Source organism: Anaerolineales bacterium, assembly GCA_003105035.1.
In the GTDB taxonomy this organism is placed as follows: Bacteria; Chloroflexota; Anaerolineae; order Anaerolineales; family UBA4823; genus FEB-25.
Genome location: PQAL01000028.1, coordinates 25,537 through 49,446, shown reverse-complemented (window position 1 = coordinate 49,446; position 23,910 = coordinate 25,537). Strand labels below are relative to the sequence as shown.

Sequence of the window (23,910 nt, the reverse complement as noted above, 5' to 3'; positions counted from 1 at the left end):
GTATACCTGAAATTGCCTAAGGTGCAATCAATTCAAGACCTTAATTGACCTGGGTTATACACCTTAGGCAAGCTTAGATATCGATGATTTTTCGTTGGATTGCGTACTTAATGAGTTCTGCGCGGTCATGCAAGCCCAACTTCGACATCAGGTTCATGCGGTGGGTTTGCACGGTTTTGATGGAGATAGACAGGATATCTGAGATTTGTTTATTGGTATACCCTTCAGCAATCAGCTGAAGGATTTCACGCTCGCGCGGGCTTAAACCATCGCTAGAGGTGTCCTTTTGAAGGTCTCCCCAGCGCAGATAGTTCTCAACAACCAGCCGGGTCACGGGTGGAGAAAGGACCGCCTCCCCTTTATATACTGCGCGGACTGCGGCTACTAATTCAGCTGCAGTCGCATCCTTGAGCAAATACCCCACGGCACCATATGCCAATGCCTGGCGTATATAATCTTCGTTTTCATGCATGGTAAGGATGAGGATTTTTACCTGGGGATTGGCCTGCCGAATCTGACGTGTGGCCTCCAATCCATTTAATAACGGCATGGCAATATCCATCAGAACAACATCAGGGTGGAGCTGGCTGGTTAACTTCACCGCCTCCCGGCCATCCTGAGCTTCACCAACGACACAAATATCTGGCTGGACTTCCAATATTATCCGGATGCCATCACGCAAGATCGTGTGGTCGTCAGCGAGTAAGGTGCGGATTTTTGTCATGAGCGAGATGTTTTTCTAGATTTTCCGAGCAATCAATTTCTTCCCGTATGAACGAGAATTATTTAAACCGTTGTTCAAATCCAAGTATACATCATCCAGCTTCGTAGATACAAAAAGGGGCTGTCCTAGAAGATCGGTACAGCCCCGGTGTGCTTATGAAAATCCTAAATGTGAATGGCGTGTCCTTCTGCAGCATGAGCTGCTTCCATAAGGGTTTCACTCAAGGTTGGGTGGGCATGGACATTGCGGGCAATTTCAGCCGTGGTTAGCTCCATCATCTGAGCGATGGTCAGCTCAGGCAGCAACTCGGTCACTTCAGGGCCGATCATGTGACCACCCAGGATCTCACCATATTTCGCGTCGATGATCAGTTTCACCCAGCCGGTATAATCGCCCAAACCCAGGGCTTTGCCATTGGCCTGGAAGGGAAAACGCCCCACTTTTACTTCATAGCCACGCTCCTTGGCTTGGCTTTCGGTGAGGCCAAATGATGCTACCTGCGGTTGGCAATAGGTAGCGCGTGGCATCATCTCATAGTTCAACTGGATTGTCTCTGCGCCAGCGATGTTCTCAGCGCAGATGATGCCTTGGGCCGATCCCACGTGAGCCAGCATCAGCTTTGCGGTTACATCGCCAACCGCCCATATCCCGGAGATATTGGTTGCCATACGTTCATCTATCTCGATCGCACCCTTTTCGCTGAGCTTAACGCCCACCCCTTCCAGGCCAAGCTCAGGCGAATTTGGACGAAAACCAATGGCAACCAGTGCTTGCTCAGCCTGCAGGGTGACCGGTCCGCTTTCACCAGCTGCTTGCAGGGTGACGCCTGCATCGGTGGCCTGCAGAGATTCAACCCGATGCCCAACCAGGATATTTATTTTACGCTTGGCAAAAGCCTTGGCGAGCTCCGCACTGACCTCTTCGTCTTCGAGAGGTACAAGGCGCGGCAGCATTTCCACGATCGTCACCGGCACACCATAAGAGCTCCAAATGGTGGCAAATTCAACTCCGATGGCACCGGCACCGATGATGATGGCTGATTTAGGTAAGGTAGGCTGGAGGATTGCTTCCAGATAGGTCACGATTTTAGTGCCATCTACTTTCCAGGCGGGAGGTACCATCGTGGTAGCTCCAGTGGCGATAACGATGTTCTTGGCCTTGAGCTCGGACAATTTACCTTCACTATCGGTGACAATAACCATATCAGCGGAAGATACTTTGGCCTTGCCCATATAAACCGTGATGTTGTTCTTCTTCATCAGAAAACCCACGCCCTTGGTGAGGCGGTCCGATACCTGGCGGCTGCGCTTGACCGCCACGCTGTAATCAAGGTTCAGGTTCTCGAATGAAAAGCCAAACTCTTTGCTACGCTCGCGCAGGATATGGGCGACTTCAGCATTCCTCAACAACGCCTTGGATGGGATACAGCCAACATTTAAACACACACCACCCAGCCACTGCTTATCGACAATGGCAGTTTTTAGTCCTAATTGCGCTGAACGTATGGCACATACATACCCGGCGGGGCCAGCCCCAACGACGACGACATCAAAATTTTCCATGACCACTCCTTAAAATGCATTGCGAAGATGGAGATATTATAAGCAACTATTCATCAGCATTTTATTGATAAATATTTTCAGGCCCAATCCCGCAAAGTCTCCACTACCCTGGCGAGGAAGTAGTCGGCGATTGCCCCATCGATAATGCGATGATCGAAGGTGAGCGACAGGTACATCATCGGACGGATGGCGATGACATCACCGAGCTCAGGCAGGCTGAGCACTACCGGGTGTTTCTGAATGGCGCCCACACCCAGGATGGCACACTGCGGTTGGTTAATGATGGGCGTGGCAAATAGTGAGCCGGTCACACCGTGGTTGGTAATGGTGAATGTGCCACCTTTTACTTCATCGGTCTGCAGCTTATGCGACCGTGCCTTGGCAGCCAGGTCATTGACGATCCTGGCGACGCCTAGCAGGGAGAGGTTATCAGCGCCACGGATCACCGGGACGATCAGGCCTTCCTCGCCCATCGATACGGCCATGCCGATATTAATATCATTAAATAGCCTGACACCTTCCTCCGACCAGGAAGAATTTACCAGGGGATAGGCTTTCAAGGCTGCCACCGAAGCCAGAACGAAATAGGCGGTAAAGGTCAGGTTCACCTCCTGGGCTGAATAGGCTTCCTTATTCGCTGCACGGTGAGCAACGACGCGGGTCATATCCACTTCCATGATCGTGGATACATGCGGTGCGACCTGCTTGCTCATCACCATGTGCTCGGCAATTGCCTTGCGGATGGGTGTCTGTGGTCGGGTGGTATAAGATCCGGCAAGGCTCGAGATGGCTGGTGTAATTATGGTTGGACTCGGAGCGGGTGGGGTGGGTGCAGCCTGGAGCGCTTGCGTAGTAGTTGTTGGGGCTGCAGGCTCTTGCGAACGAGTTTCCAGGTATTTCTCAATATCTTTTTTGGTGATACGCCCGCCCATCCCCGTTCCAGGTACTCTTGACAGGTCAATATTTTGTTCAGCTGCCATCTTGGCAACGACCGGTGAGATAAAGCCAAGCTCACGCGGTTGAGCAGGTTGAGCCTGGCCTGTGGCAGCTGGAGCAACAGCAGCCTGCGGTGTTGGTTGGCTGACGGGTTGTGCTGCTGCTGCAGGTTTCGGGGGCGTTGCTCCTTCTTCCGGGATAGCCTCTCCAGGTTGACCGATCCAGGCTAAAACAGACCCGACTTTGACCACCTCCCCCTCGCCAGCGTATTCTGCCAGGATCTCACCCGAGGTTGGGCTGGGGATTTCAGTGTCGACCTTGTCGGTGTTTACTTCGAGTATCGGCTCGTATTCATCCACCTTATCGCCGACTTTTTTAAGCCACTTGGTAATCGTGGCGTCGGTGACCGCCTCGCCCAATAATGGCATCAGTAATTTCGTAGCCATGTTTCCTCCTTTTTTACCTGTCTGGTTACATCATCTGCGTCAATAGAATATCGGATAATCGGCGGGTGAGACCTCATGCATCAGCTCATACACCGCTTTAAACACGGTCTCAACGTTAGGTTTTGACCAGTAATCACCGTCCGAGCCGTAGGCTGGGCGGTGAGGTGCGCCCGGTAGTGTGCGGGGTGGAGAATCAAGCCAGGAGTAGCCACCCTGCTCTTCGATCACCTTTTGCAGCATATACGCCGTGGTGCCACCTGGGACGTCTTCATCGATAAAGATGATATGCCCTGTCTTCTTCAGTGATTCAAGGATCACCCCGTGTAAATCGAAAGGAAGCATGGTTTGGACATCGACCACTTCAGTTTCGATACCTAACGCGCTTAGTTTATCTGCCGCATCCAGTGACACGCGACAGCAGGCACCATAGGTCACCAAGGTGACATCAATACCGGGGCGGATGACTTCCGGCACTCCCAAGGGAACGGTGATCTCGGCGATATTGTCAGGTAAGCGCTCCTTATAGCGATAAGCGTTCAAAACCTCGATCAATAAGGCAGGATCGTCCGAGTGGAGCATGGTGTTGTAGAAGCCAGCAGCCTGGACGAAATTGCGTGGTACCAAAACATACATCCCGCGCAGTAAATCGATCAGCCCTGCCATCAACGAGCCTGAATGCCATACTCCTTCAAGCCGGTGACCACGCGTGCGGATGATGACCGGGGCTTTTTGCCCTCCGAGTGTGCGCCAGTGCAGGGTAGCCAGGTCATCTGACATGAGCTCCAGGGCCACCAGCACATAGTCAAGGTATTGGATCTCGGCAATGGGGCGCAACCCGCGTAAAGCCATACCAATCGCCTGGCCGATGATGGTCGCTTCACGGATACCGGTATCGGTGACCCGCAGCACCCCGTATTTGTCTTGAAGGCCGCGCATGCCCTGGTTGACATCGCCAATCCGGCCGACGTCTTCACCGAAAGCAATCAAGCGGGGCTCACGGGCGAAGGCGGTATCGAAATAAGTATTGATGATCTCATAACCATTCAATGTAGGCGATTTTTCTGAGTAGACTGGCCTAACCTCCGGCACCAGCAGGGCTGATTCATTGGATTGGCTGTAAAGATGGGAACCGAAGCGTTCCTGGTAAAGTGTTTCCTGTGAGTCTTTCCACTCGATCAGTTGCTGTTTAACCGGCTGCTGCTCTTCCCGGACTTCGGTGAGTACCGCCATGGCAGCCGATTGGATATCGCGGCGGAACGGGACCTGGATATTGGCTAGCTTTTCCTTGATCTGATCCAGGGCAGCTTTATGGGCTGATCCTTCAGCGAGCTGATCGATGAACACTACCAGCTGAGAGCGCTCGCTGAGAATAGGATTCATATAGGCATCCCAGGCTCGCTTCCGATCTTCTTCGACAGTGTGCTGGTCTTCTTTCTCTAATCGATCCAGCTCCTCGTCCGCAGCGTAGCCTTGGGCGGTGATCCATTCGCGGAACTTTTTGATACAGTCATATTCATGTTCCCACTCAAGGCGTTCTTTGGATTTATAACGTTCATGGCTGCCGGAAGTGGAATGTCCCTGGGGCTGGGTCAGCTCCGAAACGTGGATGATCGAAGGCATATGCTCATCACGGGCCACCTGAGATGCTTTCTGGAAGGTTTCAACCAAGGTGGGATAATCCCAGCCCTTCACGGTGTAAATATCGAATCCGTCACAACATTCGCCGGGCGGACGCCGAAAACCCATCAGCAATTCGGAGATATTTTCCTTGGCAATTTGCGATTCGTTCGACACGGAGATCCCATAACCATCATCATAAATGGTGATGATCGCAGGGCAGCGCAGGACACCGATGGCATTCACGGTTTCCCAAAACATGCCTTCTGCGCAGGAGGCATTACCGATGGTTGCGAAGGCTACTTCATTACCGTTATTTGAAAACTGGGTGTATTTGGATAGTGCGGGAATCTGGCGATAGAGCTTGGAGGCGTAAGCCAGACCCACCACACGCGGCATGTGTGACCCAGTGGGTGAGATATCTCCGCTTGAATTGGATTGAGTGGTCAAGACTTTCCAGCTTCCATCAGGGTTGAGATTTCGTGAAGCGAAATGAGCATCCATCATGCGCCCACCGCTGGATGGTTCAGCTTCTACATCCGGGGTGGCATACAGTTGAGCAAATAGCTCCTGGATGGTAGCCACACCTGAAGCGAAGGTGATGGTTTGATCGCGGTAATAGCCGGAACGAAAATCTCCCTTTTGAAATACGCGTGCCATGGCAAGCTGGGGCAGCTCCTTGCCATCCCCAAAGATGCCAAATTTTGCCTTGCCACTTAATACTTCTCGCCGGCCAATGTAACTGGCTTGCCGGCTGCGGAAGGCCAGCCGATAATCTTTAATGATCTCCTCAACGCTGGGTAAATTTTTCGTTTCCTCCACTTTTTACTCCAATCTCGCTGCCAGCAGCTCAGCAATATCTAGAACCCGCAGCTCGCTGTTAGCAGCTTTCTGAGCATCCGTCAACATGATCAGGCAGAAGGGACAGGCCACTGCCAGTGCGTCCGCACCGGTTGCTTGAGCTTCGGCGAAACGGTTGGCATTGACGCGTTGCTGGCCATGCTCTTCCTCCTTCCACATCTGGGCTCCTCCTGCTCCGCAGCAAAATGACTTATACGCATGGCGATGTAATTCTGTAAACTCCCCACCCAGGAGGCTAATATCTGTGCGAGGTTCGTCGATGATGTGGTTATGCCTGCCCAGGTAACAAGGGTCGTGATAAGTGATCCCATTGTTGGGATCCTCATCAGGCGATAGGGAAGCTAGCCGAATTTTGCCTTCCGATATAAGCTCCTGGATTAGTTGCGTATGGTGTATCACGGTGTAATTCCCACCAAACGCTGGATATTCGTTCTTCAAGGTATGCAGGCAATGCGGGCAGGTGGTTACGATCCGTCGCGGATTTACTTCATTCAATATCTGCACGTTTGATGAAGCCAATTCATTAAAAAGGTATTCATTGCCTGCCCTGCGAGCTGAGTCACCCGTACATTGCTCATTTTTCCCCAAGACCGCATAATTCATACCTGCATGCTCGAGGATATGGGCGAATGCCTGTGCGACCTTTTGGGCGCGTACGTCAGTCGCGGGCGCACAACCAACCCACCATAAGATCTCGGGCGTCGGATTTTCTTCTATGGTGGGCACGTTAAGCCCCTCAGCCCATTTCAAGCGCTCCGTGGGAGGGATGTTCCAGGGGTTCACATTCCGTTCCATGCCGCGGAAAGCAGTCTGTAGCTGTTGAGGGAATGCATTTTCATTCAAAACGAGGGCGCGGCGGATGTCAAGGATATCACGCATGGGTTCGTTGTTCACCGGGCAGATATCCACACAAGCACCACAAGCCGTGCAAGCCCAGATAGCCTCTTCAGGAATGGCAAATTCAATCAGGGTTTGTGGGCTTGCCTTGCCGCCGGAAATTTCAGCCCCATAATAATTCAGAAAATAGCGTTTGTTAATTTCCAGGGCAGCGGGTGATAAGACCTTGCCGGTGTTATAGGCTGGGCAGACCTGCTGGCAGCGGTAGCACATGATGCAGGCATATGCATCCATGAGCTGTTCCCAGCCAAGATCTTCGAGTTTCGATACACCGAAAGCTTCGACGCTCTCATCATCGAAATCCAGGCGTGATAATTCGCCAATCGACCTGCGGGCGGGCTTAAGCAGGAAGTTCAATGGTGCAAAGAAGAGGTGGATGTGTTTGGAGTATAAAAAGTAGGGCAGGAAGGCCAGGATCCATCCGAGTGAGATCCAAAAGCAGGCGTGAAAACCAATTACGAGGGAGCTAACTTCCCAACCAGACCAGAGGCGAGACACTGTTGAGGCAAACGGCTGCCATGAATCTGTACCATGCTCAGCCAGTTTGAAAGATTCACCTACAAAGCGTGCCAGGACATGCATGGTAACAAATGCACCGACGATCGCCGAATCGCGCAGGATGCCAGTGCGTGCCTTGGGATGCAGCAAGACATCCGATCGAGCGGTGAGGTCTTTTGACCTGATAACGAAACGCCGCACCAGCATGAAGCTGATGCCAACAAAAACGAGGAGGCTGCTGATATCCGCCCCTAATCGAAACAGGTTCCCAATAAGCCCGGTGCCCAGGAAAGTGTAATTGGGAAGGTACGCTTGGAGGACATCAGCCAAATTTACCAGTAAAAAATACAGGAAGCCCCAACCAATCATGGCATGAAACAGGCTGGGGACCAGCCGGAAACGGAAGACAGGTTGGAAAGCGATAATACGAGGTGGGACTGATAATAATCGCTTACGCAACACGGAGAAATCTGGCCGTCCATGCCCGCGTTGGATGATGCGGACGATGCGCCTGACAGCCAAAGAGGTTAGAGACAACGAAAACAGGACGGCCAGGATGAAGATAATTTTCTCTGGTGTGGTCAGCATGAAGGAAAGTCTCCGGTCCTCAGGTTCTATTGATTTGAAAAATATTGTACTGCAGCCAGGATCAATGGATCAGTCTGGAAGGTATACTCGTCATAGCCTGCCGGTACCGTAAGATCAGGGACGATTCCTGATTGCTCCCAATCCTGCTCTGTATGATTTGCTGGGCGAAAAGTTTCATTCGCCAGCCATAGCTCTGATCCATCTTCAAAGTCATACCCCCATAAAATCTCGACATTTCCATCTGTGGTCGTACCGATGACGTAGGCGCGGCCGGTATCCTGGAGGATTCCCGAGAAAATTTCCCCAAAACTCGCTGTTCCTGAACCGACCAGGACAACCATGGGTACCTCAGCCGAGTTGTTGACGTCATTTAATTTTATTTTTAACGGTGTTTCAGTGGAGTGACGGACAAAATACCCCAAAGTGCCGCTGGTGAAATATCCGAGCATCGGCTCCAGAACTAGGCTTGACCCGCCTTCATTCATGCGATTATCTATGATCAGCCCATCAAGCGGCTCATCGATGTTCATTTCTTTCAGGGCATCGGCAACCTGCTCGTCCACCGTCCCATCCATGAAGGTTAGCAGGAAGACATATCCGATATGCATCCCTTCGGGGGTGGTGATGACCTGGTGGGTGACTGGGTAGGTACTGGTTATTCTCTGGCGGGTCAGGCGCATCTCACGCGGTTGCTCACCGGGAGTCTGGACAGTAATGGCGATGGAAGTGCCCTCCGGTCCACGTACGATATCGCGCAGGTAGCCATCTTCATCCAGGATCGGTGTTCCATCCACTGACAAGATGCTGTCGCGGGGTTGTAACCCAGCCTGTTCAGCAGGGCTGTTGGGGAATACAGAGATGATCACAGCTCGCGCTCGCTCAGGCACTGCGCTGACATAAATGCCAATACCCACATAATCATGTGACCCTTCATATTCTGCGTCTTGGGCAGCCACTTCCTGAGGGTCGAGGTAATAAGAGTGGTCATCCCCGAGACTGATGATGAGGTCTTTCATCTCTCTGTAGAAGTCTTCTGTTGATAAACCTGCTGAAATTTTCTCCGAGATCTCTTGTTTCGTTGAATTCCAATCCACTCCGTTAAAATCCGGGTACACATAGGTATCATTCACTACATTCCACAAGTCATCAAAGATACTTTGCTGCTCGGATAATGGAATCTGGGTCTGGGTAGGGGTGCCTGTTACGCTCTGAGTCGCAGTAGGTTGCTCTTGGGTTGATGTTGGTGAATAAGTGACAGTTGGAACAGGCGTTTCGGTCGATAAAGCCCCCGGCAAGGGTTTCTCGATCAGATTACGCTCTATTGACTTTACTTCAGGAGTTGGTGACTGACGGGGAATGAGTGCCTGGCAAGATACCAGCACTAAAATTATGGGAAGCAGGAAAATGGGGCGAGTGTCAGGTTTCATAGACGATTGTACTTTGCTTCATGCCTGGTAAATTGCTCTCCCGTCTTTCTTCTCATCGGATATCCCGCCTATTAATTAATGGCTAAGCACCGCCATCATTGTAATAGCTTGGGTCTGTGGGAGTCTGACCAGATGGGTCCCACACGTAAACCCAATCTCCTACATTTGCCCAATCATATAACCAGTGGGAGTCTGCCGGAGACAGGTTTACACATCCATGCGATTGAGGATAACCAAAAGCTGTCCGCCAATAAGCGCCATGTAAGGCACGCGCATGGTCGTAGTACATGGTCCAGGGGACTTTTTCCAGGTAGTAGTAGTCAGAGCGATCGGCTTCGAATGCGCCAGACATAGTTGTCGATTCTAGTTTATTTTGGATCTGGAACAAGCCTGGTTTGGTAAAGAACGGATCCAATCCGCTGGCAATAAGGGTGGCGAAAACCAATTTGTTATGGTCATAGACTGACAAGGTTTGCTCGAATAGATTTACCTCGATCCAACGACCATTTTCTACCCCAGGTGGAGGCGTGGCGGTGGGATGTACTTTACCGATGTACCGACCATCAATCCACTGGTCAGGGGCGATCAAATCCCATTCCTGTCCATCAATCGTTTGGGTAGAGTAGACCGGGCCAACTTGGTAAGGGGTCACAGTATTGCCTGATGGATCGTCCACCCCATATCCAGGTGTAAGTTTGGTCTCAATACTCGATGCGAAGGGGAGTATCCAGCCAAAGGAAGTTGCGGGAGTCTGTGAAAATTCGATCCCACCCGAATAGCTGCGTGGGACGGAGACACGGCTGGAGACGCTAACCCAGGTATCGTCTGCCATCTGGAAAAAGCGTCCGAAATCAGTTTCGGCATAATCAATATAGGAAATGTAGCGTAATTTACCTGGGGCGATCTCGCGGATCTCATTTCTCCCATACATTGCATCTTCGAGTGAGCGATATACCGGTGTAGCACCATCCCCCAAAATAGCATAGGAAAATGGTAACTCGGCTAGCTGGCTATCGATCGAATGGGAGGGTAAATTTGCTAAAGGCAGAAAGATTCCTTCAGAGGCCAATTGGGTCATGTAGCTGGATGGACCGAGGGGCAGGCAATCCTGTGGATCGGCAACATAAATACCCGGCAGGCATAATAAGTCCGCAGTCGGTTGAGAAATTTCCCCTTGCGCGGAGATTGGCTGAGGATTAATAAGGAAAGAAAAACCGAGTACGAAGACTAAGATAAGGATAAGTAGTTTTTTCATATTAATATTCGTCAAAGATTATACCAGCGGAGATGTGCCAGCATTGGCTTATATCTTAATAAATTGATTAGCCTTTCGGTAGGTGAGCATCCGTGTATACTAGGGTCATGGCACAACAAGAGCCGATTACCGTGGGTTGCCAGGTAGAGCTCGAGCTGGTTGACCGGGCAGGTTATAAAGACCATCTTCAAGTCGTGATTGTCCCTGACAGTTCGGCTGATTATTCTCAAGGGTTTCTCAGCGAGGATACACCGCTTGCCCAGGCCATCCTGGGTGAGCATGCAGGCAGTGTCATCCCATACCTGAAAGACGATATTTTGAGCATTGAGATTTTATTGGTTACTAAGGCGACCCTGCAGCCTGCCCCTGACGCTGCGGAAAAACGTAAAAACCAAATGATTAAAACCATGCTTGAGGTTGAAAATACCAATGCGATGGTGTTTGCCTCATCATTTAGCGGAAAGTGGGGCGATTATGACCCCGACAGCCTTCCCAATGTAAATAATTCAGGAGAAGCGACCCAGGACAGTGATCAAAAGAAACCCAAGTGAATCACCCATTTTGATGGCTGGTATTGATATTGCACCAAAAGGATGGCAGAATTGCTCAATTTCAGCTGCATCCAGTAAGTTCAGAGCAAACAAGCGTTGATTAATCAGGTCAGGAGTAAACATGATCAAGACTCGCTCGCAACTCATGGTTGAGCTTCTACGGAATTTACAGGCCTCCTCGCCTAATATCGAGGCGTCTGCAGTGGTGAGTGTGGATGGACTGACCATCGCGTCAGCATTACCCCAAAACGCTGAAGAAGACCGTGTGGCAGCCATGTCAGCCGCGATGTTATCGCTGGGTGAACGGATTGCCATGGAGCTCGGGCGTGGGGCGCTGGAGCAGGTTTACATCAAAGGTGCAGGAGGGTATGTATTGCTGATGTCCATTGGGAGTGAGGCAGTCTTGACTGCGCTTGCCCACGAAAACGCCAAATTAGGGCTGATCCTGATGGATATGCATCGCACTGTGGAGGCACTGAAAAGCCTGCTTTAATTGATCGATTTAGTTAAGAGTATAATTAGTCCCGAGACCCACTCTGCGGAGAGCCAATCTGAATTGGCCTCCGCGTTTTTCTGCAGATGACAACCGAAGTCCTCCGAAAACCGGAACCAATATTGAAGTGGAACCTGCGCCAGCTCTACTGGGACGTAGTGTGGTTTGGCGTATTAGCAGGCAGTACCATCGCGTTTCAAGCGGTATATGCGGCGCGCCTGGGGGCTACGGGATTTCAGATTGGATTAATCAGTGCAGGGCCAGCAGTCATCGGCTTAATTTTTACCCTTCCCTCAGGCAGATGGCTGGAGGGGAAATCCCTGATCAAGGTGTCTTTCCGGTCAGCGATCTGGCAACGCCTGGGTTACCTGGTGCTAGTGGCTTTACCCTGGATGTTCCCTTCTGCGCAAGGGCAGGTGTGGGGGTTGATATTAACGACCCTGGTCATGTCAATTGCGGGGACAATGCTTGCGATTTCATTTAATGCCTTATTTGCAGAAGTGCTGCCTGCAGAATGGCGTGCCCAAGCAGTTGGGAGAAGGAACATCCTGCTAGCCGTCAGCATCACCGTCACTACCCTGGTCAGTGGCCAGATATTAGATTGGCTGGATTTTCCACAAAACTACCAGGTGGTGTTCCTGATCGGAGCAGCAGGGGCTTTACTGAGCAGCTACCATATTGGGAGAATTCGAAAACCAGTCGAATCCATTGACTCACCGGTTGGGATGTCTACCCCAGCAGGATCAGAAACAGAGATCGAACAAAAGCCTCGATCCCTGCTCAGACTGGACTTGCTCAAAGGTCCATTCGGTATTTTCATGCTTTCCTACCTGGTCTTTTATGCATTCCAGTATTTTCCCCTGCCGCTTTTTCCGATCGCCTATGTCGACCAGATGAACCTGACCGATGGCATGATCGGTTTTGGTTCTGCGCTCTTCTATGGGACGATGATGCTGGCATCCTTCAGGCTCAGTTATGCGAGCACCCGGTACGGACATCGCAGACTGTTGATTGCCAGCGCGGCGATTTTTCCTATCTATCCCTTGTTGATTGCAATCGGAAAAGACCCCGTGTATTATTACCTGGCATGCCTGCTGGGGGGTGGGGTATATGCCATGCTCAGTGGGGCGTTGATTAATCGCTTGATGGAACGCGTGCCTTCGAATGACCGGCCAGCGCATATGGCCCTGCACAATATGGCGCTTAACCTGGGCATCCTTGCTGGATCGTTATTAGGACCACTATCCGCGGATTTAATTGGCTTGCAACCTTCGATATTTCTGGGGGCATTCCTACGGCTGTTGGCAGCCGGACTGTTTTGGTTATGGGGATAATTGGAAAGTTTTAACTGACAACCAGCATCGTGTAATACTCATCCACTAGCTGATGCCATTCATTTATGCTCAGGGTTTCAGCCCGACGCATTGGGTCAATCTTAGCTTGGGTCAGCAAAGCCGCAGTGCTGGAGGGTGCCAGATGCAGGCCACCTGCCAGGGCATTACGCAGCGTTTTCCGTTTTTGGCTAAACCCCGCTTTCGTTAGCTGGAAAAACACGTCGAGCTTTTCGGGCGGGATGAGAGGATCAGCATGCAGGTCGATACGAATGACCGTTGAATCCACCCGCGGGGGCGGGTAAAATGCACCTGCCGGGATGTGCGCAACCATGACGGGATGTCCATACACCTGGACGCTAAGAGCCAGTAAACTCATATCACCTTGTCCAGCACAGATGCGTTCCGCTACCTCCCTTTGGACGGTTAATACAAGGCGGCGAGGTGGATGGCTACATTCCAGGAGATGGCGAATAAGGGCGGAGGTGATGTTGTAGGGGATATTAGCGACCACCAGATATTCAGCGCCAGAGACGAGCTCAACCGGGTCATACGCCAGGATATCTCCCTCCACCACCTGAACATTGGGGAAGTGCCACACTACGTTTTTTAATGCTGGTATCAGGCTCTTATCGATCTCAACGGCGATGACTTTTTCAGCAGCTGATGCGAGGAGACGGGTGAGGCTTCCCAAACCTGCACCGATTTCCAGTACAACATCCTGGTTGCGTATCTCTGCGGCTTCGATCACCTTGTGCAAGGCACTTTCATCCACCAGGAAATTTTGCCCAAGCGATTTGTTGGGGTGTAAGCCATAATCACGCAGCAAACGAGCGATATCTAAATTTGGCAGGGTCACGGAAGGATCCACACAATATTATCCGGGGGAGGCCATAAGAAATATACTGTTACCCAAGAATGCCAGGGGACATAATCGCTATCACTGTAGCCCAGGTCAATCCAGCGACCGATAACCCCACCTCCAATGTCGGCTGCCACGGCGTTCCCATAGCCAGGAATATACAGCTGGGTATAGAATGGAATGAGGCTGGTATCGACTGCTACGACGCCTTTCTTGAGCGGTAAGCCAGAGGCAGTCGTATCCCCGACTTCAGATGGATGGTAGGAGGTGGCATACATGCTCACGGCGCGCCAGTATTGGATGGTGACCCCATCCACGGTGGTGGTTTGCATCACAACATTGGTGCCATAGCCAATGATGCGCGCTTGGGGCTCCCGGGCTGTCCACTCACTGTCAGTCTGGCGAGAGACTTCCTGCCCATCTTCATATCGGACACGCACGCGTTCAGCTCTCAAGCCATATTCCCCAGGGTCTACGACGGATTGTGTATCGAGCTCCATATCCGCAACCGCCTGGTACTCGTTTTCGAAGGGTAGAGGGGTTTGCTCGATCAAGACTTCCTCTGTCACACGAATGAGGCGGATGTGACGGTTCCCTGGGATGAGCTCGGTTGAGGTTGGCAAGCTGTAGTCCAGGCCCTGGGGCGAAAGGTTAGCTGCTTTAAGCGCTTGCCCGACGGATTTGGCCGAGGTGCGAAGAGACACTTCGCCATATTGGGTTTGGATGGTCAGCGGACTGGAGTGGACCAACTGGGCAGATAGGTCAGAAGTAAGTTGGGAATTGGCTGCCGGCGTCAGCTGATCAGCTTCGAATAGCGTGTAACCTGCAGCCCATAAGGCGGAGCCCAGGGTGGGAGCGGTTGAGGTTAGCCCCAGGTTTTTCCCATCTTCGGTGAGGGTATAGCGTATTGTGCGGACCAGCTGCAAGGGAATCGATTGGACACTGACCGGGAATTGCTCATCTAGTTCAACTTGCCTACCATTTGAAAGAAATAGGTCCCCAGGATAGACGGTCACGCCAGCTTCGGCAAACAACCTGGATGGTGTACGCTCGGCGCTCACTGTGGAGGTCCATTTTCCATCTGCCAGGATGCGAACTGGCACAGCCCGGGTCAAAGTGATCACCTGCCCATTTTTCAGCCAGGTTTCAGCAGTTGGGGTAAGCTTATCCTGGGATGACAATGCAATCGCCTCAGAGCGTAATAGATCGCCAACCCGGAGAGCGTATGTGGTGATCCGTTGCAAATCGCCATTGACAGACAGTGTCACGGACTTACGGAGCACGAAGAAGAGCCCTAAACACAACAGTAAAATGCCTACCAGCAGGATGCCTGGTAAACGAAATTTCTTTAGTTTAGCGATCATTCGTTATAAATTATCCCAATACTTCCACCCAGCTAAGTGAGCAGCTTACGGGCGATCACCATACGCTGGACTTCACTGGTACCTTCACCGATGGTCATCAGGCGAGCATCGCGGTAAGTGAGCTCGACTGGATACTCGCGGCTGTAGCCGTATCCGCCATGAATCTGGATAGCATTCCGGCAAACCCGCTCGGCCATCTCAGTGGCGAATAGCTTTGCCATGGAAGCTTCCTTGGTGAACGAGCGTTTTTGTTCTTTCAGCCAGGCAGCAAAGTATATCATGAGGCGAGCAGCCTGGATTTCGGTGGCAGCATCGGCAAGCATCCACTGGATGGCCTGGTGTTCGGCGATCGGTCGTCCGAAAGTCTGGCGTTCCTTGGCGTACCGAATGGCATCTTCCATAGCAGATTGAGCGAGACCAACAGACAGGGCACCGATACTGATACGCCCTCCATCGAGGGTGGTTAGGGTTTGTTGTAAACCACGGCCAAGATTGCCTAACAGGTAACTCTCAGGCAGGCGCACATCTTCATAGGTCACAGCGTGCGTCGGGGAGCCTCGCAGGCCCATTTTTTTCTCTGCGGGTGCAATGTGCAAGCCGGGGGTATCGGTTGGGACGATGATCATGCTCAATGAGTGTGGGCCTCCGGCAGGATCCGTCCGTACCAGGGTAATGATGTACTCAGCAATGCTGGCGTTGGTACACCAGGCTTTAGAACCGTTGATCACCCATTCCCCAGAGTATAACTCCGCATGGGTGCGGATGCCACCCTGGATATCTGAACCCGCGCCAGGTTCAGTAAGAGCCAGTGAGCCAAGTTTGTTCTTTCCAGAAGCGACGAGTGGCAAGTATTTCCTTTTCTGCTCCTCCGTGCCATAGAGGACGATCGGTGCTGTGCCCAGGCCATTGTGCGCGGCGATGGCAAGCGCGGTGGAGCCACACCCCCAGCCCAGCTCTTCAATGGCGATGGCGGCACTGACGGCATCCACCCCCGAACCACCATATTCCTCAGGTATATTCAAACCGAGCATGCCGAGAGGGCCCATCTTCCGTATGGCAGGCCAATTAAATTCAGCCTTCTCATCTACTTCATGAGCGTTGGGTTTTACTTCACGGGCAACAAAATCGTGCACCGCTGCACGCCACATGCGCTGCTCATCAGTCAGGTCATAATCCATGGCTGGTATCTCCTTTCAGGTTGAGACGCATTTTGTTTTATTGGATCATCAACCATTCGACACCAATAACACGAGAGTATTTAATGATCAAGTAATGATAATTGTACACCGAACAACCATGCAGAGGCTGAGTATCAGGTAGTGCACCAGGTCATGTTTTGACACCGAAATAATACGCCGGCAGGATGAGCAGCACATAACTAATCAGGTTGGCAATCAGGGCATACAGGCTATTTTTCCGCAAGGCATCCCGTTTGAAAAATGTCATGATAAAAGTCTCGAGCAAAATTGAAATAAGAAAAGAGCAGGGCAACCAGATCACTGGCGCCTTTTGGAGAAGGATGAGTAAAACACCATTGATGATCCCAGAGATAATATTCATGATTATGGAAACCAGCAATGATGTTCGAAAGGGATACCATTTGAGGAGGGTCAAGCTGACACCTTCTACGAGGGCAATGATTAAGTCGATCACCAGCAAGGCAAGGAAACCGAGGACAATCACCAGGTAGCCAGATGCGGGGCCATTGATGGCAGAAAGATGGATAGGATGTATCATGGATATGATTTAGGTTTTGAGGATATCTCGATTTTTCTTCAAATCCTGATTTCAGATTATCGAGTTGTTTTAAAGTATACCGCGGTATGGAGTAGATCAATCCTTAGTGATGCAATATTTTTGGTGAACGAATTCGAATAGTACAGGATATTGAGACCCAGGATTAGTGAAGTAAGTAGAGATAAATTCCGGATGCCTGGTGGAACATCCGAAAATGATTTTTTGAAAAATACTTATCTAGAGCTGCAAATGATGCAAAAGACTGGATCTCCGGTATCTACTGCGTCAGAGATCTGAGACCCGCAAACATAAGAGAACCTGTTTTGGGATTGTTTGTTAAGTTGTTATTTTTGCCTGGTTTGGAAGCGCAAGAGCAGCGGGCCAAGACGATCGATGAGCCAGCCAAACAGGCTTTCAATATACGGTGTGATTCCCAACCAAAAAGGCACATAAACAACGCGGCGCGGGTGCTTGATTAGATTCCAAACATGGTCAGCAATGGTTTCGGCGGTTACCCCCATACGTTCAGTGGGTAAGTGCAGACCCCCTTCCTGGTTAGCAGCGGTATCACAAAAATCGGTAAGGACCGGACCGGCGCGCACCACGCTGACATGCAAGTGGGTTCCGGTTAGCTCACGGTACAGGGCCGTGGTGAAGTTGTCGATGAACGATTTCGTGGCACCGTAAAGGGCAATCCCCTGGCTAGGCAAGCTGCCCGAAATCGAGCCGATATTTATGATATGTCCAGATCCGATTGAGCGCATTTTCTTCAAGAATAGCAAGGTGAAATGAACCGAAGCTTCGACATTCACCTGTAGGATTTCCGAAGCGATTGTCCAGGGCATGTCGGTACCATACCCATACCAGCCTAACCCGGCATTGTTGATCAGGATATCCACTTGCCCATATCTACTCTCGACCAGTGAGTACACTTGTTGGCGCTCTGATTCCTGAGATAAGTCGGCAGAGATGACTTCAGCCTGGCCACCAGCCTGGTTTATCTCGGCAGCCAGCTCATCCAGCCGGTCGGTCCGACGAGCCACCAGGATGACTTTCAGCCCTTGCTGAGCCAGTTTTCGTGCGGTGGCTGCCCCAATTCCACTCGACGCACCAGTGATCAAGCAAATTTTCCCGTTCAAGCTCTTCAAGTGCGGTTTAACCACAGTAGACACCATCACTCACTGACCGGGTACTTATGACCGGCCTTCTTGATGAGTTTTTGATATTTAATCCACTTTACCGTATCAGAAAGTGATTCGCGCAAGGGGCGCGGGTGGTAGCCTAGCTCACGTTGGGCCTTGCTATGGCTGATATGAGAATTTGAGATAATCGTAGCCAGAGAATAGGAGGTAAAGCGCGGCTTAATTCGAGTCAGGCGATAGTAAAGAGGTGTGAGTTTAGCAGTGAATGTTGCCAATGAAAAGGGAATTTTTAGACTGAAGAGACGCTTGCCAATAACTTCCTGGACGATTTTAATAATATCAAAGACAGCTATCCGCTCACCGGACAAGATATAACTTTCACCGCAACGGCCTCTTTCGCCGGCCAGGATGAGGCCTTGGGCCACATCACGGACATCCACAAAATCGTAGGCTCCATCGACATAAAACATGGTTTTTTCTTCGACGCAATCCAGGATTAATTGTCCCATTTCAGAGGTTCGAAAATCATAAGGACCGATTACTCCCGTGGGGCATACAATGACTGCATCCAAACCATCGTGTACCGCGTTCAAGACATCCAAAGAAGCACTGGCTTTGGATGAGTCATAACTGCTGATGGCGTGTTCAATATCAAATGGCACCGTTTCATCGATAAGGATGCCCTCTGGAACTCGTTGAAGGGCATGAATGGAGCTGGTATAAACCAGGCGACGGACACCACTGCTACGTGCAGCCTCAATCACATTGCGTGTCCCCATGACATTTACAGCACGTAATAAATCATCCCTACCCGGCAGAATCGATATCATCCCGGCCAGATGATAGACGACTTCAATATTACTAAAAGCCTTGAGCAGTGATTGGTAATCAAGGACGTCTGATTCAACGATTTCGACATCCAGGCTATTCAATGGGGAAGAGTCCTCTCCTGGCATGACCATGGCGCGAACTTTTACGCCACGTTCACTAAACATGCGTACCAATACATTCCCTATGTGCCCGGTAGCACCGGTGATTAAATTCATGCTTGTCTCCTTACCATGCCTTTTAGCAATAATTCCACACTCTGTCTGGCTTCGGTTTGCCAATCGGTGACCTGCGGATCGAAAAGAGATTGCATCAGCAAGCCTATGGCGAGGGATACCAATACTCGGGCTGCCAGCTGTGGGTCTATGGGCTCAATTGAACCTTCATGGATGCCTTCCTGGATCATTTCTGCAAAATACTCCTGATAGCGCAGGTATGGTGCAACGGTGGTTTCCCATATACGCGGGTCGTGATTCGCCTGGGTCCAAAATTCGAGGAAGATAGGTAAATGAATATCTGCAGTTTGGAAGAGTGAGCCAACCAGGTCAGCCATCTGCAGGATGGTCTGGGGAACATCATGAACTTCCTGGCGCATCAGGTTGAAACCGGATTCGATGCCATTCAGATAAGAGTTAAGCAACTCCAGGAAGACGGCTTGTTTTGAAGGAAAATGATGATAAAAAGCACCTTTGCTTACTCCAGCAGCCTGGCAGATCTCAGCAACGCCAGTCGCGTCATAGCCGGATTTTGAAAAAAGTTGCATGGCTACTTCCAGGATGTGGCTGCGGGTTTCTTCACTGCGAACTTGCATGATATTTTCCTTTGACAAATCCAAAAACCGACCGGTCGGTATGATTTTAGATTAATTAAGTAGAAAAGTCAAGGATTCTTGATCCAGGTTTGATTAGAGTTTTAGGCTGAGTTTTAATTTACAGTATTAGTACCTGGGGATGTAAGACTTATCGGCCATGATTTGGTTGATCGTCTCTTGTAAATCAGCATTTTCCCCCCAGACACGCACAGATTGTTTGGTTATATTATCAAGGGAAGCCTCCACAAAAGCCCGGGTAACGATCGCCCTTTTCTGAGTATCTCGGTCCACTTGGGGATGATGCTCAATCAGGTAGCATAATCCCAGGCCTCGCTCAGGCAGATTAACTTCCACAAAGAAATTCGCAAAACCATGCAGCGCATGGAGGACCAGGGAAATATCGTCTAATGTCATGGCAGTGTTTATGGAGCGCAAGTTATAACTCCAGGCATCTTCCAGCAATCCGACCTTGAGATACGCCTTACTAATATCATAGCAAGAGAAGGCAATCCCGCGCAGGTCGCCAACTTCAGAAAATATCTCCAGACATTCCTGATAGGTCCGAATAGCTGTTGTCGGCTGATTGTGATATCTCAATTGCTCGTATGCAAGGTTATTCAAGATCACAGCAGTCAGGCGGCGGTCACCAGATTCTTTACAAAGTTTTAGCGCAATCTGGATGTGATGATAAGACAGGGAAATATGAGCCATGGATTCATACACGGAGCTCAGATTGTTATGGATGCTGACCATATCACGATGGTTAAATAATCCTCCAGCTAACTCCAAAGCCTGCAGGAATAAATCTCGCGCTTGCATGTATTTACTCTCAAGATTAGCCAGTCTTCCAAGCCCCATAAGAGAATGAAGCGCTCCATAAGTCGTTCCTAATTTGTTGTGGGTAGTCAAGCTCATATTGAGATATGATTTGGCTTGCGAATATTGATCGAGTCGGACTAAGATACCTCCCAAAGTCGTTTGACAATTAGCAATAATCGCAAGCACGTAATTAGATTTTGTTCCCCCATCTCTTTCCAACAGTTCAATCGATTCCAGGATCAGGTCTTTTGCCAAATGAATGTGGTTTAGCGCTTGGTGAATGACTGATAGATAAAATAAAGTCATTGCGGTTTCCCATTTAGCATCATGGCTTCGGAAATACTCAAGACATTCGTCAATCTCAGGTAGAGCTCGAGAAACATAACCTTTTCTAAAATCCATCCACGCACTCAATTGCCGCAGAGAATATCTAGTTATTTCCACCTCAGGTTGATTTGATGAGGTGATTTTTTGAAATGCAGCGGTAAACAACTCACTCCCATGAATATAATTGCCAAGGAGAACATGGTAGATAAGCAACGCATCTTTTGTTTTATTAATTAAATCCCAACGATTAGTCTGAATCATCCACATCCAGGCGCTTCGGATATTTTCTATTTCAGATATCATCTCCTTAATCGCATTATGTTGCAGAAGTGAATTAATTTCAGGGATTTTTTGTGCACATAACTCGGCATAGTATTCACAATATTTTTCCATGGTTGATGCTTGTTCTGTCGAGTATTCTTCAAGTTTTGCTGCAGCGAAATGACTGATGGTGTTCAGCATGAAGAAACGACCATCCTGCTGATGAAGAAGCAGAGATTTATCGACTAATTGAGAAAGTGCAAGTGGTGTAGCTCCACAAATTTCCTGGGCTGCCCTGCCGGTGAAAGGTGAACTAAATATGGACAACCTGCCAAGGACGCTGCGCTCAGCCTCCGGAAGCAATTTCCAGGAATTCTCAAAAACAGCACTCAGGCTACGGTGGCGTGGGTCCAGGTCGGGGGCATGGGTGGTGAGAAAATCGATATTCTTGCTGATTTCGGCTTCAATCTCAGGGCAGCTAAATACCCTTACCCAAGCTGAGGCCAGGAGGATGCCGAGTGGCATACCATCCACCATACCGCAGATGCGAATTATTGACTTGAGGTTATTCGGTATTGTGAACCGGGGATAATTTTTTTGGGCATTTTGGATAAATAGTTTAATGGCAGTGAAATTTTCGGGATGATCGGTTGCCAATAGATCAGGGATGGGAAACCCAACGACCTCGACCACAGTCTCTGCGATGAGGTTCATCCGCTCGCGAGTGGTCACAATAAATTTCAAGTAGTGAGTGTTAGAAAGCAAAATTGCCAGGAATTTCGCTCCTTCAAGCCGTAGATGCTCAAAGTTATCGATGACTAACAAGGCTTTCATGCGGTGCAGATATTGGGTGAGCTGTTCAGTATGGCTGGTCGGCCCGTAGAAGTTGAACCTTAGGGCATCAGCTAACAGGATTGGGATAAAATCTGCATCCTCGATCGAAGCAAACGAGACAAAATATATCCCATCTGGGAAAAAATCAACCGCGCTGGGAGCAAACTGCACTGCCAATCGAGTTTTTCCAACCCCACCTGGACCCGTGAGTGATACCAGGCGATTGGTGGGTAAGAGAATTGATCTGTGTAATTCACCAAGCTCCTCTTCGCGACCAATGAACGGTACATCAAAGATGGGAAAATTAAATAACTGCTGAGATGTGGATAGTAGCGGGGGGTGATCCTTTGCCGGTAAATGCGGGTGACATAATTCATATATATGTACCGGTGCTTGATTATTAATCAGGCTGTGAAATCCCAGGTCGTTGATTTTCGCACCGGACGGAAAATCTAGAAGTTTTAGGGTCGACTCTGAGAAAAGTATCTGCCCGCCCCAGCTGATTGATAAGAGTGATGATGCGGCGCTGGTAAGCATGGCAAAATCACCCGGATTATCTTCTTCCAGAACGGTGGAGTAGAGCACCATGCGGACGCTAGGCGGACCGATCATGCCCCAATCAGTTTTCTTAAATAGCAAGTGTAAATATACTGCACAATGCAGCGGCTGACCATTTTCGAATAGCAGGGTGATACGATTTTCGGTTTTTTGAATCAAAGTGCCCCCGAAACGCCGAGAAGCATCTTTGAAAATCTCGCGATATGTATTTAGCAGATCATCTTTATGATCGCCGGCAGATCCCCAATAGATGGGTGCTCTTTCAATATCTGCAATCAAGAAAATGGGTGACAGAACTTTCTTCTTTGAAACCGGCGTGGTATGTCCCCTCACGAGTTGCTTGTATAATGCGGTGATCTCGTCCGATGGTGCAATGCCGAATTCTTGCTCGAGTAGCTGCTTATAATGTTTGTAAAGTGACATCCCAGCAGTTCTCTGCTCAGTGATTGCGTATAGCTGCAGCAGTTGGGCATTAGCGCTTTCATTCAAGCTGTCATGCGCGAGCCAGATGCGAGCATAATGAATTGCTAAATTAAAATCTCCGAATTTGCGATGACATTTCACCAGGCGTTCGAGGGCACCCAAATGCATCATCTCGAAGTTATCGCGTTGCTGAGTTCGCCAGTTTTCAAAGGATCCTGCTTTTGCCAGATAACTGCCATGCATGAATTCGCCCCTGTAAACTTCCAGGGCGTCGGTTAAGGCTGGTGTGCATAATAAGCAAACCTGAGAAAGAGGATGCCCGTGCGTATTGCAGCGCTCAAGAGCTGCATAAAACTTGGCGACATCAAAATTAATATTTTGAGCCTGGGTCAACCACACCTCGTTACGATCCCAGCCGATCCAATCCTTTAAATCCGAACCTTTCAACCTCCACAGTGTAGTCCGTAAAGCCGCCAGGGCGTGCCCTTGACTATTATCCGTCCAGAGTAATGAGGCCAGAGCTTCACGTGATTGATAAATATCAGTCATTGCTAGATAGGCAAGGAGAGGTATTCCCCTTGAGGTGGGTAAGTTAACGGGTTGTCCATTCAGTAATAAGGATGGCTTCCCGAGTAAGGATAGTGATAGTTGAGACATTGGATTAATCCTGGATTAATTTTACATAAAAAAGGTGATAAAAGCAATGTATGTGACGTTGATCGTGACGTTCTTGTGACGTTTGATTCTTATAATGATCA

Annotated in this window: 18 protein-coding genes; 3 read left to right on the top strand and 15 right to left on the bottom strand. The window is 49.9% G+C overall.

Going from position 1 to position 23,910, the window contains the following annotated elements; translation table 11 throughout:
* Positions 1 to 73: 73 nt before the first annotated feature.
* The 7 genes from C3F13_11930 to C3F13_11900 all read right to left on the bottom strand — a co-directional run bounded on the left by C3F13_11930 (position 74) and on the right by C3F13_11900 (position 10,811).
* The gene (locus C3F13_11930; protein PWB52231.1) at positions 74 to 724 is read right to left on the bottom strand and encodes a DNA-binding response regulator; all 651 of its coding nucleotides are present in this window, start codon (positions 722 to 724) and stop codon (positions 74 to 76) included.
* Between the two features lie 164 nt (positions 725 to 888).
* On the bottom strand, positions 889 to 2,286 hold the full coding sequence (gene lpdA, locus C3F13_11925) for a dihydrolipoyl dehydrogenase (GenBank protein ID PWB52230.1): 1,398 nt from the start codon (positions 2,284 to 2,286) through the stop codon (positions 889 to 891).
* 77 nt (positions 2,287 to 2,363) lie between these two features.
* Positions 2,364 to 3,668: a 2-oxo acid dehydrogenase subunit E2 gene (locus C3F13_11920; protein PWB52229.1), complete on the bottom strand. Its 1,305-nt coding sequence runs from the start codon at positions 3,666 to 3,668 to the stop codon at positions 2,364 to 2,366.
* A gap of 39 nt (positions 3,669 to 3,707) precedes the next feature.
* A complete protein-coding gene (locus tag C3F13_11915) occupies positions 3,708 to 6,107 on the bottom strand; it encodes a transketolase (GenBank protein ID PWB52228.1) in 2,400 nt (799 codons plus the stop codon).
* Between the two features lie 3 nt (positions 6,108 to 6,110).
* The gene (locus C3F13_11910; protein ID PWB52227.1) at positions 6,111 to 8,129 is read right to left on the bottom strand and encodes a [Fe-S]-binding protein; all 2,019 of its coding nucleotides are present in this window, start codon (positions 8,127 to 8,129) and stop codon (positions 6,111 to 6,113) included.
* 26 nt (positions 8,130 to 8,155) lie between these two features.
* On the bottom strand, positions 8,156 to 9,556 hold the full coding sequence (locus tag C3F13_11905) for a hypothetical protein (protein ID PWB52226.1): 1,401 nt from the start codon (positions 9,554 to 9,556) through the stop codon (positions 8,156 to 8,158).
* Positions 9,557 to 9,638: 82 nt separating this feature from the next.
* Positions 9,639 to 10,811, bottom strand: coding sequence for a hypothetical protein (locus C3F13_11900; protein ID PWB52225.1), 1,173 nt, complete (start codon positions 10,809 to 10,811; stop codon positions 9,639 to 9,641).
* 107 nt (positions 10,812 to 10,918) lie between these two features.
* On the opposite strand from C3F13_11900, the gene C3F13_11895 reads away from it, so the two are divergent.
* The 3 genes from C3F13_11895 (at position 10,919) to C3F13_11885 (ending at position 13,189) form a co-directional block, all read left to right on the top strand.
* Positions 10,919 to 11,362 carry a hypothetical protein gene (locus tag C3F13_11895; protein PWB52224.1) on the top strand — a complete coding sequence of 148 codons (444 nt, stop codon included), beginning with the start codon at positions 10,919 to 10,921 and terminating at the stop codon, positions 11,360 to 11,362.
* A gap of 121 nt (positions 11,363 to 11,483) precedes the next feature.
* Positions 11,484 to 11,855 carry a hypothetical protein gene (locus tag C3F13_11890; GenBank protein ID PWB52223.1) on the top strand — a complete coding sequence of 124 codons (372 nt, stop codon included), beginning with the start codon at positions 11,484 to 11,486 and terminating at the stop codon, positions 11,853 to 11,855.
* Positions 11,856 to 11,941: 86 nt separating this feature from the next.
* Entirely contained in the window at positions 11,942 to 13,189 is a 1,248-nt protein-coding gene (locus C3F13_11885) for a hypothetical protein (protein ID PWB52222.1), read from the top strand.
* Positions 13,190 to 13,199: 10 nt separating this feature from the next.
* Here the strand turns inward: C3F13_11885 and rsmA are convergent, their stop codons facing one another.
* The 8 genes from rsmA to C3F13_11845 all read right to left on the bottom strand — a co-directional run bounded on the left by rsmA (position 13,200) and on the right by C3F13_11845 (position 23,809).
* The gene (gene rsmA, locus C3F13_11880) at positions 13,200 to 14,057 is read right to left on the bottom strand and encodes a ribosomal RNA small subunit methyltransferase A (GenBank protein ID PWB52221.1); all 858 of its coding nucleotides are present in this window, start codon (positions 14,055 to 14,057) and stop codon (positions 13,200 to 13,202) included.
* On the bottom strand, positions 14,042 to 15,412 hold the full coding sequence (locus C3F13_11875; GenBank protein PWB52220.1) for a hypothetical protein: 1,371 nt from the start codon (positions 15,410 to 15,412) through the stop codon (positions 14,042 to 14,044). The genes rsmA and C3F13_11875 overlap by 16 nt, the downstream gene beginning before the upstream one ends.
* 32 nt (positions 15,413 to 15,444) lie before the next feature.
* The gene (locus C3F13_11870) at positions 15,445 to 16,590 is read right to left on the bottom strand and encodes an acyl-CoA dehydrogenase (GenBank protein ID PWB52219.1); all 1,146 of its coding nucleotides are present in this window, start codon (positions 16,588 to 16,590) and stop codon (positions 15,445 to 15,447) included.
* A gap of 151 nt (positions 16,591 to 16,741) precedes the next feature.
* The gene (locus C3F13_11865; GenBank protein ID PWB52218.1) at positions 16,742 to 17,149 is read right to left on the bottom strand and encodes a hypothetical protein; all 408 of its coding nucleotides are present in this window, start codon (positions 17,147 to 17,149) and stop codon (positions 16,742 to 16,744) included.
* A 344-nt stretch (positions 17,150 to 17,493) separates the two neighbouring features.
* Positions 17,494 to 18,324 carry an oxidoreductase gene (locus tag C3F13_11860; protein ID PWB52217.1) on the bottom strand — a complete coding sequence of 277 codons (831 nt, stop codon included), beginning with the start codon at positions 18,322 to 18,324 and terminating at the stop codon, positions 17,494 to 17,496.
* Positions 18,324 to 19,337: an epimerase gene (locus C3F13_11855; GenBank protein PWB52216.1), complete on the bottom strand. Its 1,014-nt coding sequence runs from the start codon at positions 19,335 to 19,337 to the stop codon at positions 18,324 to 18,326. Before C3F13_11855 ends, C3F13_11860 begins: the two co-directional genes overlap by 1 nt.
* A complete protein-coding gene (locus C3F13_11850; protein PWB52215.1) occupies positions 19,334 to 19,930 on the bottom strand; it encodes a hypothetical protein in 597 nt (198 codons plus the stop codon). The genes C3F13_11855 and C3F13_11850 overlap by 4 nt, the downstream gene beginning before the upstream one ends.
* 126 nt (positions 19,931 to 20,056) lie before the next feature.
* Positions 20,057 to 23,809 carry a hypothetical protein gene (locus C3F13_11845; GenBank protein ID PWB52214.1) on the bottom strand — a complete coding sequence of 1,251 codons (3,753 nt, stop codon included), beginning with the start codon at positions 23,807 to 23,809 and terminating at the stop codon, positions 20,057 to 20,059.
* Between the last annotated feature and the right edge of the window lie 101 nt (positions 23,810 to 23,910).